We start from the raw sequence: 12,731 nt of genomic DNA, 5'->3' as shown, positions 1-12,731 counted from the left end.
CTACCGCCCGCCATGCCCAGAAACGAGCGCTTGGAAAGCGCCATACAGCCCCCCGCTCGCTTGATATCGCGCTGACAGCTCCCGTACTGCGCCTTCGTAGCGGACGATCCCCGCATCCATAAACAGCGCCCGGTCCGCATACGCTTCGGCGATATTAAGCTGATGGGTCGAAAATACAACGGTTTGCCCAGAGGACGCCGCTTCGCGAATGAGCTGCCCGAAGGCATCCATCCAGAACGGGTCCAGCCCGTTAGTCGGCTCATCAAGCAGCAGCAGGGCAGGCTCGGCCAGCAGCGCCTGAGCAAACAGCAGCCGTTGGCGCATGCCTTTGGAGAAGGTCGATACCTTGCGGCCGCGAACGTCCTGCAGCCCAACCTTCTCCAGCAGCAAGGCGACCCGCGCCTCCGGAACGCGCCGCAACGCGGCGTAAAAGCGCAGCGCTTCCTCCGCAGTCAACACCGAGCCGAATTCGAATTCATCGGGCATGTAACCGATCGAGTCGGCATACTGCACCCGTTGCTCGGCCCACGTCAGCCCGGCGATGCGAATCGTCCCCTGCGACGGCTGCGAGATGCCGGCGATCATCCGCAGAAGTGTGCTTTTTCCGGCCCCGTTGCCGCCGCACAGCGCAATAATCTCGCCTGGGCCTGCGCTCAGCGAGCAGGGCTGGAGCAAGGTCGTTCGTTTGATCGTTTTCGATACGTGTTCAATCTCCAGCAAGCGCCTAGTCACGGCGTCTCCCCCTCTCCCACAACCGGACCGCCAGCTCGACGGCAGCGGCAATCCACAGCAGGCAGACCACTGCGAAGGCCCAGCTGCCTGCGGGCAGCTTCATCCATGTCACCCAATTATAGTACTCCGGCCCGAGGATCGAGCCGCCGCCCATTTGAACCGTGAAAAACAATCGGGTCAGCTCGGCCGGATTCAGAAATACCAGCGTCACCAGCGCAGGCTTGATCCACAGATAAGGCAGCAATCCCAGCACAGCCAGCAGCAGGGTCGGCCAGCCCAACACGAAAAAGAACCAGATGCCGACGCCATACGTCAATGCCTGCCAGCGATTGCGGCACCATGCGCCCAGCAGCGTAGCCACGCCGAGGAACAACAGCATCAGCAGTGCGGAAAACAGCAGAAACCGGCCCAACGATGCCAGCGACAGCGCATGACCGAACAGGGCGGCCAGCACGCCCGAAAACCCGAAGCCGAAGGCGATAATCAGCAGCAGCACGCCGGCGAGACCGACATATTTGCCCCACAAAAATGAACGCGAGCTTAGCGAAAAAGAGGACAGCAGCCGCCATCCTCCCTCTTCTTTTTCCGTCGTCAGCGAAAACGAACCGAGCAGCAGCGTCATCAGCGGCAGCAAATAAATAATCAGGTTCATCATCGTACCGGCAGCGCTGGTGTAACCGCTCAAATCGGCTTCTCCCTGCACAAGCAATAACGCGATTTGAAACAGCGTGAACAAGACCATAAATGAATAGGACCACGGGTTGCGAAAGCCCAGCTTGAGCTCTCTGGCCGCAATTGTACGCAGGTGCCGCAAGATGGATCCACTCCCTATTTCGATTTCGAGTCGCTCATGCCGTCTTTGCCGGAATCCGCAGCGCCCATGCCGTCCATGTTCATTTCGCCTTCATGCTCGTGCATCATGCCCTTCATCATCTCATCATTCGGCTCCCATTTGTGCTGCTCCAACTGCTCGGCGGACAGGATCTCGCCCTTGCCTTCCTTGGCCTTGAACGCTTCGGCGTCCTTTTTCTCTTTAAAAGAAATCACGTTAAACGCCATTGGCGTGCGAATCGATTTATCATACACATACGTCGCTTCGCTGAGCTTGATCCATTCCTTCGTCTGGTAATCGCGCACGAATTGCTCGCCGATGTTGGCTGTTCCGTTTCTTTGCTTCCACACATACAGATCGCCCAGATCGTCAAATTTGAGCGCCTTTTTGTCCTTGAGAATAATTTCTACGGCGAATTGATCGTCGGCGACAGCCATATTGCAAATCGGACATTTGTCCACGGCCTCGTCGATGGGCGAAGGCTCGTAGCTGGCGGCCCCGCACGCGGAAAGGATCAGCACAACGGCTGCAATGGCAATCAGCCAATTCCATGTTTTCATTTTGTTTTAACCCCCCATTGATAAATAACGATACTGCTTCCCAGCAGCAGAACAACTGCAATCACAAGATAAATGCTGCGGCCTCCAGCCGTTGCCGGCGCGCCGGAGGTCGGCGGAGACATCAGCGGCCTGGCGTCCCTCAGCCAGTTGGCCGTATCAGCCCGAAACATTTGCTGCAAAAAAGGCAGCCCCGGCGCTTGAAAAAACAGCCGGTACGCTTCCACCCGCTCAGTGAGCTTGAGAAAAAACGGGTCCACCTCGTAGCCGAGGTTGCTGTAACCGTCGCCGTCCGTATCCAGTCCGCGAAAATCGTCCCAATAATTGCCGTCCAGCGCATTATTTCGGCTCTCCGTCGCTTGCGCCTGTATGACGTTGGCGATGAAGCTGCCGCTGCGGAACGTATTGCGGTCGGAACGCAGCATCTGCATGCCGATAAAATTGCCTGCCGCTACATTCTCGACCAGCAGGTTATCCGACGATTGTTCGATATAGAAGCCGACCCGGTTTCCCTCAACCCGATTGCCGCTGACGGCGGCGCGGTGTACATCATACAGCAAAATGCCCTGCGAGTTGACGTTTTCCGTCTGTTTGTCAAAGCGATTGTCCTGCACGAGCGCGCCTTCAACCGCCATAATCATCGCCCCGGTTACGTTATACGAGCCAGTATTGCCGATCAGTTGAGGCTTGGCCGAGAACATGACATGAAAACCGTAGCGGGAGCTTGTGGCCCGATTGCCGGTTAAGCGCACTTCGTTGCTGCTCTCGGCGTAAATGCCGTCATGCACGTGGACGAGCTCGTTATTCTCAATACGATTGCGAGGAGAAGCCAGCAAATCGATACCGTTCCCGCGTCTGGAAAAAGGTTCGCCGGGATCAAGGGCATGCGCGCCGACAATCCGGTTGCCCTCAATGACGTTGTCGCTTGCGCTGCGCAGGTAAATGCCGCCGGCTTGCGTAACAATCTCCAGTCCGCTGATGGTATTAAACCGGGACTGAACGAGCACCGCTCCCGATTTGGGATCGGTTTGACCGTCGGCAATGTGCAGCCCGACAAGCGTAATCCCGTCGGCCTTTAAGGTCAATGCCGGCTGCCCGGCGTCATTAACCAGCGTTGCGCCGCTGTCCGCCCGAATCGTCAGCGACTTATTGACGATCGCCGGCCCCCGGTACGTATGGCCGGCCTCCAGCCGGATCGCGCTGCCGGGCGCTGCTGCGTCAATCAGCAACTGCAGCGGGCTGTCGGCGACCGCAGGCGAGGAGGCGACGGGCGCTTCCGTCAGGCCGGCGGCACTGGACGCCGCTCCGCCCGTCCCCGACAGCAGGAGCAAAAGAAGACCAAAGAGCCAAATGGACTTGACTGCCCGGATCGGCGTCGTTTGTGTCCGCGGCGTGACGTTTTCCACCCGACAATCCCTCCCCTTACCAGCAGCGAAGCTTCCTTTACGCCGAAACGCCGCTTCATTAAGATAAACGAGCCGCTTCAGATACACGCATTTTAAACGCTTGTATGGCATTCCATGCCCTATATAGGCCGGCTCCGTCAGAAAACACTGCATTTATTCTATAGCGGCGCGCGGTTTTTCAACATGACTCCATAGAGCTATTTCGCGTTAAAAACAGCGGCAACTGTGATCAAATTGCGACATTGCCGGTGAATCCCCGTTGCCGGCGAAAGTGGACATGAGACATGCGCAAAGAAGCATACACTTCTCCCGAGGGAAGGGAGGAGCAGTATGCTGAACTGGATGAATCGGCGACCGCTGGCTGCGGCTGCCGTTATGCTGACGGTCTGCGCGCTTGGCCTTGCGCTGCTGTTGCTGCTGCACCGTACCGGCGGGGCGGACGAAGCGTTACCGGAGGAAACCGCATGGACCGACAGCCTTATTGCGTTGCGCGTCCGCGCCGACATGGCGGTCGGCAGACCGATGCAGGAGCAGCTTTTTCTGATCGAAGCCCATACAGCCGACGGTCTGCCCATCGACGATGCGCAAATCGAAATGAAGCTGCAAATGCCGGGCATGATGTGCGGCGAATTTGCCGTGCCGGTCGTGCGCAGCGGCTCCGGGCACTATGAGGCGCGGGGCATCCCCGTTATGGACGGCCGCTGGGAAGCGGAGGTTACTGTCCAAATCGGCTCTGGTCGCTACATCGTCAGGCATCCGTTCATGGTCAGGCGCTGATCTACCAAAGCCAAGGATGTACGGAGGGAATCCAGCCGTTGGCGCTGCACCCTTTTAGAATCGAAAGCACTCCCATCAGAACGGCCAAATAATACCCGAACCTTCGCAGTCCCCTTCTCCAGCGCTTGCTCAGCGTGACCGCCGACAAAGAGACGGCCAGCAGCATAGGAAAGGTAGCCGCGCCGAACACCAGCAGCGTCAGTGCGCCCTCCGACCAGGAGCCCGTCGCCACTGCCCTCATCTGCATGGCATAGGTCAAGCCGCAGGGAAGCCAGCCCAATAGCAGCCCGGTTACGAACAAAGCCAGCAGCTCCAGTCCGTTTTTCGTCCGCGTGGCTGCAGCGTGAAGACGTTTCTCCAGTGGAGCGCCGAGCGCATGCAGCGGCAGTGCATACCGCGACAAGGCCCACATCACAATCAAGCAGCCTCCCCCGATGCTGGCGGCGCTTTGCAGCCCGACCAAACCTGCGGCGACGTTGAGGAACGATCCGGCCAGTCCCATAAAAGCGCCGGTCAAGCCATAGGTCAGAATGCGTCCGCTATGATAGGCCAGCAGACGCGCCAGCGCTCTGCGTTGATCCCTCATAGCAATCGACGCCCCGATGCCGCCGCACATAATGACACAATGCGGCGCACCGCTCAGCCCGGCCAATACCGAAATCCAGACCGTATCTCCGCTCATAGCCGGCCCCCTTCCGGTACTGATCGCCTCGACCTTTCCAGGCGGTTCAGCCGCAAGGCGTTGCCGACGACCAGCAGCGAGCTGGAGGCCATGCCGAGACAAGCGGCGCGCGGGTCGAGTGCGCCGGCCACAGCCAGCGGAATCATGATCGCATTGTAGCAGCAGGCGATCGCCAGATTTTGCTTGATATTGCGCATGGTCCCAAGGGCAATGTCCGACGCAAGGCCAAGCCGGGACAGGCGGCCGCCGACAAGCGCTACATCCCCGGCCTGCAGCGCAGCCTCGCTTGCGCCGGCCAAGACAATGCCGATGTCGGCGGCAGCCAGCGCAGCCACATCGTTCGCGCCGTCCCCCACCATCGCAACGACATGACCTTCGTTCTGATAACGCAGGATCAGCTGCATTTTGTGCTCCGGCAGCAGCTGTGCGTGAACCTGCCCGATGCCTGTGTCCAAAGCCGCTTGCCCGGCGGCTCCGGCGCGGTCGCCGGTGGCCATGACGATGCCGGCGCGCCGGGAGAGCTGCCGAATCGTGGAGCGGGCGTCGTCGCGGGCCTGATCGCGGAACGTAAGCGCGCCGGCCCAACGGCCGTCTACAGCTACGTGCAGCTCGGAGTCGGCTTGCGCTGCCGCAAGGCCCGCCAGCTCTGCCGGACAAGATATGCCCTGCGCCCGCAGCCAGCTATCTCGGCCCATCGCGACAAAACGCGGCCCGACGAACCCGGATAGCCCCGCGCCGGGCAGCTCGTGTACGTCGCGCGCCGCTACCGGCTGCAGACGCTTCGCCAGCGCCTCGCGCACGACAGCCTTGGCCAGCGGATGCTCGGAGCCGCGTCCGAGCGATGCGGCTGCTTGCAGCAGCTGGGCCGACGTCAGCGGGGCCTGCGGCGCGGGCCGGACCGCAGCCGTGGGCGGCGCAAGCGGCGGTGGCGCAAACGGCGGTGTTAGCGGCACGGCTTGGGACGAAGTTGTGGCGCGTAACTCCGGCAGATCCTCGGCCGTATACAAGCCCGTTACGGCGGGCTGACCGCGCGTCAATGTCCCGGTTTTGTCGAACAGGAACACGGTTACGCGGCTCAGCGTCTCCAGACTGCTTGCTTCCTTGAATATGATGCCTTTGCGAGCCGCCAGACTGGAGCCGATCAGGACAGACAATGGTGTCGCAAGCCCCAGCGCGCACGGGCACGCTACCAGCAGCACGGCCAATGCGCGGCTGACGGCTTCAGAAGCAGAAGCAGCAAGCGCCCAGCCTGCATAAGTAATCAGCGCCAACGCGACAATGGCCGGAACCAGATACGCGGCAGCCCGGTCAGCCTGGCGTTGGATGCGCGGCTTGGCCATCTGCGCATGCTCGACGAAGCCTATCAATCGGGACAATCGCGACTCTGCGCTGCTGCAAGCAGCACGCAGCGTAATTTGCCCGCTGAGCAGCCGGGTTCCGGCATAGACCGTATCGCCGGCCTGCTTCCACACGGCAGCGGCTTCTCCCGATAGCAGCGATTCGTCGACATCCCCTACGCCGTCTTCTACCCTGCCGTCAACGGGAATCCACTCGCCCGCCAGCACCTTTACCCGCTCTTCGGCCCGCAGCAGCTCTGCGGGCACCTCCGCTTCTTCCCGTAAACCGACCAGACGCCGTCCCGTGCAAGCGCGGAGCTGCTCCAATGATTGCAGGCTGCGCAGGGCGCTGCCCTTGGCCGACGCCTCCAGCCATTTCCCCAACGTTACCGCGCTCACGATCATGGCAATGGAGTCAAAATAAAGCGAATGACTGCCGTGTCCTTCAGCACCAAGCGGCTGGGGAAACAGCATTCGGCAGACGCTGAACACATAAGCGCAGCCGATTCCAAGCGCTACGAGTACGTCCATTGTCGCCCCTCCCCGCCGAATGCTGCTGTACGCGCCGGCAAAAAACGGATAACCGGCATAACCAAACAGCAAGGTAGCAAGCAGCAGCTGATATGTCGGGTCGGACACAAATGCCGGAAGGACACTGCCCAGCGGTTCAATCAAATGGCCGAGCATGGCAGCCAGCAGCGGCAGCGAGCCGGTCAGCGCGACGATAAAGCGGAAACGCCATATTTGCGCTTCATCGGCCTGCGAGCCCGCCTTGCGCCGGGTATCAGGTTCGGCGCCGTAGCCGAGCTGCCGAATTTTGCTTGCCACGGCTTCTGCATCCGCAGTCCCTTCTTGCAAACTGACAACAGCCGTTGAGGTTGCTAGGCTGATCGCTGCTTCCTGAACGCCGTCCATGCGCCGCAGCGCTTTTTCGATCCGGGTCGAACACGCGGAGCAGGTCATTCCCGTTATTTGCAATCGGATTACACGCATATGCACCTCCGTCTGACTGTCGCAAATGGACAATCCTTGTTTGCTACTAACGTATGACATGCTGCAGCAATCAAGAATAGCCCGAACGAGTCAGTTCGGGGTCGGACGAGCATTACACAGTCTCATGACGACAAGTATATGGCTTGTGCGGGTTTGCGGGGTGCTTGGGGCGTTGCGGCGCGGAGTGCGGCGTGTCGGGGGCGTTGCGGCGCTCGGGGCGGCGTGTCCGGGGCGTTGCGATGTGCGGCGCGGGGCGGCGTGTCCGGGGCGTTGCGATGTGCGGCGCGGGGGGCGGCTTGTCAGGGACGTTGCGACTGTGCGGCGCGGGGGGCGGCTTGTCAGGGACGTTGCGACTGTGCGGCGCGGGGGGGCGGCTTGTCAGGACGTTGCGACTGTGCGGCGCGGGGGGCCGGGCGCATCTTACGACTAACGGACCGGGGGCGGAAGCTCTCCAGCAACCGCAGCGCACAACAAACAAGCCGACTGCAGTATACTCCGCAGTCAGCTTGTTGACCTCTCCTCGCCCTGGCTTCCCAGTCGTCCGCTACGAGCGATTCCCATCGTTCCCGCCTCTCATCCACAATTCGGCGCTACGCCATAACGGCTGTCCCGCTCCCGTATCCTCCGCTTCGGCCGCCAGCGCGGACGTGGCGGACTCGGCAAGCTGCTGACAGCGATACACCGGCGACGGAAGGGACAAAGCCACACGATGGAAAACCGGCGTTGCCGTCGCTGCATGACGACCCTCAGCTTCGCCGGCTGCCCCATCTTGACCCGCGGCATGCCGGACTGTATGGTCGCGGTCTACGGCCTGCCTAGCGGCCGCATCCCGACCAACGTGCTCCTTGGCTGCCCCATCTCGCCCAACCGCCCCACGCGCTGCCACATCTTGATCCACAGTCTCTCGGACCGAATGGTCGCGGTCCACGGCCTGCCTAGCGGCCGCATCGCGAGTGATCGCCCCTCGGGCTACGTCATCTTGGCCCACAGCTTGCCAGACGGAATCATTCCGACCAGCGGCAACGCCCAATGCCGCAACCTCATCCCGCCAACGCGCTGGCGCAGCGCCGGCATCCTCCGCTGGAACCTTGTCCATCGGCTAGACCCTCCCTCCGGCTACCGCTTCGGCCGAGATAAGGCGCTGCTCGTCAAACTCGTGGGCCACAGCGAATGCAATCAGCTCGCGCAGGTGCGACTCCACTTCCGGCTCGGGCACGTCATGCAGCAAGCACCGCAGCAGCGTCGTGTCATACTCCGTGTGCGGATAAATCAGATACGGCGTAAACGCATTGCCCGCCGAACGGTAGTACATTTTCTCCAGCGGAGTTAGCTCCGCAGGCTGTGACTCTACCCACTGACAATGCGGAAAATCCAGCTGGCGGACAATTTCCGTCAAATACGTCAGATGCGGGGCAGCCCGCGAATGCACGATGTTCAGTTCTTGTTCCTCGCATTGGCTGAAGCGAATGCATGGTTCGATCGCTGTAATTGACGATTTTGGACGCCGTGTCCGCACCCAGCACAAGCACCTTGCGGTGCAGACCGGAAGCAATCAGGTCATGCGCCACATGCAGCCCGTATACAAAGCCGATGCAGGCGGCATTGAGGTCCAGCGCCCCGGTCGCAGCAATCCCCATACGATGCTGTAGCAGACAGGCCACCGAAGGCGTGGGGAAATCCGGCGTATACGTTGCCACCAGGATCATCTCGACGTCCTGCACGGACACCGGGTATCGACCAAGCAAATCCTCAACCGCCTTTACGCACATATCGCTTGTAAACTCGTCGACTGCGGCAATCCGCCGTTCGCGGATGCCGGTCCGCCGCACAATCCATTCATCGCTCGTATCCTGCCTGCGCTCCGGCTCGGCATTGTCAAGCACATGAGACGGCACGTAGCTGCCGATCGCCGTTATCCGCGCATTGTAAGTCATGATGTCTCCCAACCTCCCAAGCGGCCTTGCGGCCTGATGCCTGTAGCTTAGCAGGCGGAGCTTAACAGAAACCAAACAGTGAGCTACTTTTACATTCGCTCTTGGCCCCGTGACTTCCCTGCGCTGTAAAAAAGAAAATCCCTCCCCATGAAAAATCAGGGAGGGTTATCCCCTGGCTAATCCTTGTACGGATCATGCTCGTCCGCACCGGCCATACAGACGCCGATCGGCTTGAGCACATGCTTGACTTCAATGGTATCTCTGTGGGCATCCAGCACCTCCTGCAGCTTGCGGTACACAAACGGACTTTCGTCCGTCCCTGCTCCGCGCAGCTCGACGCCAAAGGCGCGCACCGCTTCGAGCATCTGCTCCGGCCGGATCTGGCCGCCGCTGCGGGTGCGGGTTTTCCAGTTCATTTTGCCTGCCGCCTGCGTCCGGCTCATGATCCGACCGGCTCCATGCACGGTGCTGTAATACGCATCGCGGTTCTCCGCGCTGTCTTTGCCTTCGACAATGACCGAAATATCGCCCATGCTGCCGCCGACAAACCCGGTCTGGCCCGGCGCAGAAGGCGTAGCACCCTTGCGCACCACCATCACCTCTTTGCCGTTATGCGTCTCCCGCCAGGCGTAATTGTGGTGATTGTGTACCTCCAGCTCGGCTTGCGCGCCGAGGATCTCCAGCACCTGGGCGATGACATAGTCGCGCCCGGCGTAAGCGTAACGGCCGGCCAGCTTCATCGCCCGCTCATACATATCGCCAAGCTCGCTGTTCAGATCCAGCAGCACGGGCGGTTGATCCATATTCTCGCCCGGAGCGCCCGCCAGAAAATCACGGCCCGCCGCGAGATTGAGGAAGCCGCTGGCTGTTTTGTGCCCGAATCCGCGACTGCCAAAATGATTGGCGATCCACAGCGCCCCCGTCCCGACCTCCTCGAACAAGTCGACAAAATGATTGCCGCTGCCCACCGTGCCGAGCTGAGCGCGAGCCAGCGCCTTCAGCTTGTCATGCTCTTGCCTGCCTACCGCCTTGTAGACGGCCCAATCGCTGTCGTCAAACAGCTCATGATCCAATCTCTCCGCATTGATGCGCCCGATGCCAAAAGAAATGTGGCGCGCAATCTCGTCCATAATCGCCGCCAGCCGCGGCTTGATCTGCTCGGCGGTCAGCGATGTGCGCACCGCTTTATTGCCGCAGCCGATATCGTAACCGACGCCGGACGGCGAAATTTGCCCGTCATAGACGACTACGCCGCCAATCGGCTGGCTGTAGCCTTTGTGATGGTCGGCCATCAGCAGCGTCTGCACCACCTGCCCCGTCGCTGCGCATTGCTGAGCCTGCCTCATCGCTCCTTCGTCGGGGCGGCCCCAGACGCGCACGCCGTTCATTTGTTGGTATGCCATATTCCTTAGGTCCCTTCTTTCCCGTATCGTGTTGTCTTATCGTACCCTTTTGCTTTGCTGTCTTTCAAGCGATGGATTCGCTGCTTGACCGCTGCGTTCGGCTCGTTCTCAGCCAGCCGGGCGAGCGCTGCTGCGAGCTGCAAGCCCCACATCGTCACATCCCAGCTCTCCAGCACCTGCAGCGCTTTATTGCGGTTGCTGACGACCGGACTGTTCAGCCCGGCAACGACCAGTCTCGTTCCCAGCCCCTCCAGACGCTCGGCAACGAGCAGCAGGTTATCGAGACAGCGGTGCGCCGCATGCTCGCGGCCCAGCCCGCTCTCCTGAGCGGGGCCGTTCGCGATCCGTTCCAGCGGCAGCCGTTCTTCGGCGAACGCGATCAACCGGCGCAGGCGGACCGGATCCGCCGATTGTCCAAGCAACATGTAGTGCCTTTCTTGAAGCGGATCGGCTTCCAGCTGTCCGAACAGCAGCTCCCAGATGTCGATGCCGAGCTTTCCGGCACACATCGCTCCATATAGGAATTCATCGGCATCGCCCGAACGCACGGCCTCCAGCACTTTCGGCTCCCAGCGCTTATCGGCGATCACTGCACGGCACGCCGCTTCCAGCTCGCAGCGCTGCCGCTCCGTCCAGACCGCCCGCAGCCTGAGCGCCCAGCTCTCTGCATCCCCGGCGCAAAATTCGCCGATCTCCAGCAGCAGCAACAGCTGCTTGACGCCAGAAGCAGGCATCGCGCCTGCCAATCTGACGAAATCGGCCAGCGCCTGTGGCGCATGCGCGTAATCATCGATGTTCTCTGCCGGCCCGCCAGCCATCAGCGCACCGAGAATATCTGTCGCCCCTTCCAACAGTTCGGCGTCGATCCGTTCGGCTGCGAGCGCTTGCCGCAGATCGCCTTTGCTGGCGCACGCATAGGCCGAATATTCCGGCATGATCGTATTGCGGCAGCCGTGGCGCAGCAGCCACGCCGCCATCTCGGGACGCGTCGGCTCCAGACGTTCGACCAGATGAATTTTGCCCCAGCCGTGTACGTGCTGCGCCAGCTCCCACAACGCCTCATTGCCTGCATCCATCCCGTTTAGCATCGCCACGGCCGCATACAGCGTAAATTCGTCGTGCCGGCCCAGCATCATCAGCAGCTCCTTCACCTGCTCATTGCGGAAAAGCCCCAGCAGCGCCAGTCCGAACTTCACCGCCTGACGGTGCGCGCCCGTCTCGGCAAGCCATAGCGCCTCCCGATACAGTACCTGCGGCCGAATGCGCGGATGCTCGCGTACCTGGCCAAGCAGCTCGTCGATCACGTCGCCAAGGTCAGTGGCGATCAGCTTGGCATACAGCGTTTTGCGCGCTGCCTGCCCTCTTTTGCCCGTAAGCTTCACCAGCAGCTGCACCCACTCCTCCAGCCCGTTGGCAGCCCGCCCCGGCCGCGCCTGACGGCTCATCGCTCCGTCCAGACCGCCCGCGACCCAGCGAATCCGGCTTCCCGCCCAATACTCCCCGTCGTCAGGCAGCGAGCCGTCGACGTTCTCTCCTTGCGCGCGAATAAATGCATATAGGGAGGTTTTGCCCTCCCACAACGGCGGGGCCGTTTTTTTATGAAACAATAGCATGTTTGTTCTCACCTCAATTATCGTCCAACCGGATGTAACGGCGGCAGACCTCCGTCGGCTCCTGTCAGCTCATCTTCTCCTATATTCGCCGATCGGCGGGCTTTCGAACACGGTAAAAGTATTACGACAGGGCTTCGGCGGCCGGAATCGAACGGTGCAAAAGCGCCGCCATCCGCCAGTTTCCTCATCCTAACACAGCCGCTGCACGGATAAGCGGGAAAAAATCGTTATAGTCATTCGAGCCCGGAACATTTGCGGTACGTCCGCGTTTATATAGGCAAATTCGCTTGTCAGAAGGATACCTATGAAAAAATTAGACGGCCTCTAGCTTCCCCCAGAGGAGGTTCGAATACCCGAATGAGCCGTAGCGTCAAAAAATCACCCGTATACACAGACCATCGTACACCCGGCACACGCTGGAGCAAACGCCGGGCCAGTAAAGCCGTGCGCCGCTTCCGCGGCGAA

Annotated in this window: 11 protein-coding genes and 1 pseudogene; 1 reads left to right on the top strand and 11 read right to left on the bottom strand. The window is 60.8% G+C overall.

Annotated elements, in window-relative coordinates; all coding sequences use genetic code 11:
- From B5M42_RS21735 to B5M42_RS21720, 4 genes are read right to left on the bottom strand one after another with little or no spacing between them, the layout of a single operon-like run.
- Complete coding sequence (locus tag B5M42_RS21735; RefSeq protein WP_134754990.1) at positions 1 to 732, bottom strand: ABC transporter ATP-binding protein; 732 nt, start codon at positions 730 to 732, stop codon at positions 1 to 3.
- Complete coding sequence (locus B5M42_RS21730) at positions 725 to 1,546, bottom strand: ABC transporter permease (RefSeq protein ID WP_134754988.1); 822 nt, start codon at positions 1,544 to 1,546, stop codon at positions 725 to 727. The genes B5M42_RS21735 and B5M42_RS21730 overlap by 8 nt, the downstream gene beginning before the upstream one ends.
- A 14-nt stretch (positions 1,547 to 1,560) precedes the next feature.
- Positions 1,561 to 2,124: a nitrous oxide reductase accessory protein NosL gene (locus B5M42_RS21725; protein WP_134754986.1), complete on the bottom strand. Its 564-nt coding sequence runs from the start codon at positions 2,122 to 2,124 to the stop codon at positions 1,561 to 1,563.
- A complete protein-coding gene (locus tag B5M42_RS21720) occupies positions 2,121 to 3,527 on the bottom strand; it encodes a right-handed parallel beta-helix repeat-containing protein (RefSeq protein WP_167690103.1) in 1,407 nt (468 codons plus the stop codon). The genes B5M42_RS21725 and B5M42_RS21720 overlap by 4 nt, the downstream gene beginning before the upstream one ends.
- 330 nt (positions 3,528 to 3,857) lie before the next feature.
- Between B5M42_RS21720 and B5M42_RS21715 the strand changes: the two genes are divergently transcribed.
- On the top strand, positions 3,858 to 4,304 hold the full coding sequence (locus tag B5M42_RS21715) for a FixH family protein (RefSeq protein WP_134754982.1): 447 nt from the start codon (positions 3,858 to 3,860) through the stop codon (positions 4,302 to 4,304).
- Between the two features lies 1 nt (position 4,305).
- Here the strand turns inward: B5M42_RS21715 and B5M42_RS21710 are convergent, their stop codons facing one another.
- The 7 genes and pseudogenes from B5M42_RS21710 to B5M42_RS21680 form a co-directional block, all read right to left on the bottom strand.
- Positions 4,306 to 4,986 (bottom strand): sulfite exporter TauE/SafE family protein, encoded by a 681-nt coding sequence (locus tag B5M42_RS21710; RefSeq protein WP_134754980.1) that lies wholly within the window; start codon positions 4,984 to 4,986, stop codon positions 4,306 to 4,308.
- The gene (locus B5M42_RS21705) at positions 4,983 to 7,316 is read right to left on the bottom strand and encodes a heavy metal translocating P-type ATPase (RefSeq protein WP_167690101.1); all 2,334 of its coding nucleotides are present in this window, start codon (positions 7,314 to 7,316) and stop codon (positions 4,983 to 4,985) included. The genes B5M42_RS21710 and B5M42_RS21705 overlap by 4 nt, the downstream gene beginning before the upstream one ends.
- Before the next feature lie 544 nt (positions 7,317 to 7,860).
- Positions 7,861 to 8,412 carry a hypothetical protein gene (locus B5M42_RS21700; RefSeq protein WP_134752205.1) on the bottom strand — a complete coding sequence of 184 codons (552 nt, stop codon included), beginning with the start codon at positions 8,410 to 8,412 and terminating at the stop codon, positions 7,861 to 7,863.
- 3 nt (positions 8,413 to 8,415) lie between these two features.
- Positions 8,416 to 8,628 carry a hypothetical protein gene (locus B5M42_RS21695; protein WP_134752207.1) on the bottom strand — a complete coding sequence of 71 codons (213 nt, stop codon included), beginning with the start codon at positions 8,626 to 8,628 and terminating at the stop codon, positions 8,416 to 8,418.
- Positions 8,629 to 8,788: 160 nt separating this feature from the next.
- Positions 8,789 to 9,250, bottom strand: a pseudogene (locus B5M42_RS21690) (ketoacyl-ACP synthase III); the annotation flags it as partial.
- A gap of 176 nt (positions 9,251 to 9,426) precedes the next feature.
- Complete coding sequence (locus tag B5M42_RS21685) at positions 9,427 to 10,653, bottom strand: RtcB family protein (RefSeq protein ID WP_134752211.1); 1,227 nt, start codon at positions 10,651 to 10,653, stop codon at positions 9,427 to 9,429.
- Positions 10,654 to 10,658: 5 nt separating this feature from the next.
- Positions 10,659 to 12,266 (bottom strand): limonene hydroxylase, encoded by a 1,608-nt coding sequence (locus B5M42_RS21680; protein WP_134752213.1) that lies wholly within the window; start codon positions 12,264 to 12,266, stop codon positions 10,659 to 10,661.
- Positions 12,267 to 12,731: the final 465 nt, after the last annotated feature.

The organism is Paenibacillus athensensis (assembly GCF_004514475.2).
Taxonomy (GTDB): domain Bacteria; phylum Bacillota; class Bacilli; order Paenibacillales; family NBRC-103111; genus Paenibacillus_AL; species Paenibacillus_AL athensensis.
The sequence above is the reverse complement of the archived record's forward strand: the minus strand, read 5'-3'. Positions and strand labels throughout refer to the sequence as shown.